This window comes from Agrobacterium sp., from assembly GCF_032092815.1.
Classification (GTDB): domain Bacteria; phylum Pseudomonadota; class Alphaproteobacteria; order Rhizobiales; family Rhizobiaceae; genus Agrobacterium.
Genome location: NZ_DAMDBP010000091.1, coordinates 2,748 through 4,928 on the forward strand (window position 1 = coordinate 2,748; position 2,181 = coordinate 4,928).

The 2,181-nt window shown below is 57.2% G+C and carries 2 protein-coding genes and 1 pseudogene; all 3 read right to left on the reverse strand.

The features are described 5' to 3' along the window. Window positions 1–539 (reverse strand): annotated as a pseudogene (locus RT613_RS23690) (glycine dehydrogenase (aminomethyl-transferring)); the annotation flags it as partial. Further along, window positions 539–901 (reverse strand): glycine cleavage system protein GcvH, encoded by a 363-nt coding sequence (gene gcvH / locus RT613_RS23695; RefSeq protein ID WP_313618816.1) that lies wholly within the window; start codon window positions 899–901, stop codon window positions 539–541. The gene gcvH and the pseudogene RT613_RS23690, both read right to left, overlap by 1 nt. 28 nt (window positions 902–929) lie before the next feature. Continuing rightward, on the reverse strand, window positions 930–2,069 hold the full coding sequence (gene gcvT / locus RT613_RS23700; RefSeq protein ID WP_313618817.1) for a glycine cleavage system aminomethyltransferase GcvT: 1,140 nt from the start codon (window positions 2,067–2,069) through the stop codon (window positions 930–932). Window positions 2,070–2,181 lie beyond the last annotated feature (112 nt).

Sequence of the window (2,181 nt, forward strand, 5' to 3'; positions counted from 1 at the left end):
GCGTCAACGAAGAAGGAGGTGGCCTTGGACTTTGCAACGCGCTGGCACATGGCCATGGCTTCAGCCGCCGCCGTTGCTTCATCGAGAAGCGAAGCGTTGGCAACATCAAGGCCGGTCAGGTCGCAGATCATTGTCTGGAAGTTCAACAGAGCTTCAAGGCGACCTTGCGAAATTTCTGGCTGGTACGGCGTATAGGCCGTGTACCAGGCCGGATTTTCCAGAATGTTGCGCTGGATGACCGGTGGCGTGATGGTGCCGTAATAGCCCTGACCGATCAGCGAGGTCAGAACCTGGTTCTTGTTGGCGGTTTCGCGCAGACGGTCCAGAGCTTCACGCTCGGAGAGTGCTGCACCCCAGGTGAGCGGGGTTTTCTGACGGATGGAGGAAGGAACAGTGGCATCGATCAAAGCATCAAGGCTGCGATATCCGATGACTTTCAGCATTTCCTCCATTTCTGCCGGCGACGGGCCGATATGACGACGGTTTGCGAAGTCATAGGGCTGGTAGTCCGTGAAATGGAAATCAGCGGGCGTTGTCATTACGCAATCAGCTCCTTGTAAGCTGCTTCGTCGAGCAGCGCATCAGCGTCGGAAGCGTTGGCGAGCTTCAGCTTGAAGAACCAGCCTGCACCCTGCGGGTCGGAGTTGACCAGCGACGGGTCATCAATAATAGCCTGGTTGATTTCGGTGATTTCGCCATCAAGTGGACAATAAACGTCGGAGGCTGCCTTCACGGATTCAACGGTTGCGGCTTCGCCATTTTTTTCGAAGGTTGCGCCAACTTCCGGCAGTTCGACAAACACGAGGTCGCCCAGCTGCTCTGCAGCGTGGGCCGTGATGCCAACAGTGGCAACGCCGTTTTCAAGTTTCAGCCATTCGTGTTCAGCGGTAAATTTCAACATGGTTCTCTCCGGGAGGTCTTGAAAAGGGTTATCGTTTGTAGGTCGGCGTGATGAAGGGCAGGGCGGCTACCGTGACCGGCAGATATTTGCCGCGTACTTCCGCAAAGATTGCGGTGCCGTGTGCTGCATAATCGGCTGGCACGTAACCCATGGCGACCGGGCCTTCCACGGAAGGGCCGAAACCGCCTGATGTCACTTCGCCAATTTCGGTCTTGCCTTCAGCATCGGCAAACAGCTTGGCATGGCCACGCACTGGTGCCTTGCCTTCGGGCTTGAGGCCAACGCGACGACGGCTCGTGCCATTTGCCTGTTCGGCCAGAATACGTGTTGCGCCGGGGTAACCGCCTTCACGGTCGCCGCCAGCACGCCTGGCTTTCTGGATTGCCCATTCAAGCGAGGCTTCGATTGGCGAGGTCGTGGTGTCGATGTCGTTGCCGTAAAGGCAAAGACCGGCTTCCAGACGCAGGCTGTCACGCGCACCAAGGCCAATCGGCTCACAGTCCGGGTGCTCAAGCAGTGCCTTGGCGATAAATTCGGCCTTGTCGGCCGGTACGGAAATTTCAAAACCGTCCTCACCGGAATAACCGGAACGGGAAACGATGCAGGACACGTCGAGCAATGGCACTTCACGCACATCCATGAACTTCATGCCGGATACGCCAGCCCACAATTCTGCCAGAACCGCTTCGGCGCGTGGACCCTGCAGGGCAATCAGCGCGCGGTCATCGAGAAGCATGACATCGCAGCTTTCAGAGAGATGCGCCTTCATGTGGGCCAGATCGGCATCCTTGCAGGAAGCGTTGACGACAACAAACAGGTGATCCCCACGGTTGGTGATCATCAGGTCGTCAAGAATGCAGCCATTGTCATCGGTGAAGAAACCGTAGCGCTGGCGACCTTCCTTCAGAGCAAGAATATCAACCGGAACCAGCGTTTCCAGCGCAAGGGCTGCGTCTTCCACCTTGCCGGATTTCGCCTTGATGATGACCTGACCCATATGGGACACGTCAAACAGGCCGGCGGAGGTGCGGGTCTGGAGATGTTCCTTCATCACGCCAGCCGGATATTGCACTGGCATGTCATAACCGGCAAACGGCACCATACGGGCGCCAAGCGACAGATGCAGGGAATGAAGCGGGGTAACTTGTAACTCGGCGGTATCGTCCAAAAGAACGCCTCCAGGGTTGCGCGAAAACGCGCGGGCTCGTGTTTTGGTGCAAACGCACCGGTTCAAGAGCCCCCTCTGTCCTTGTCGCCTGAGATTGTTATCCCTTCGGCGA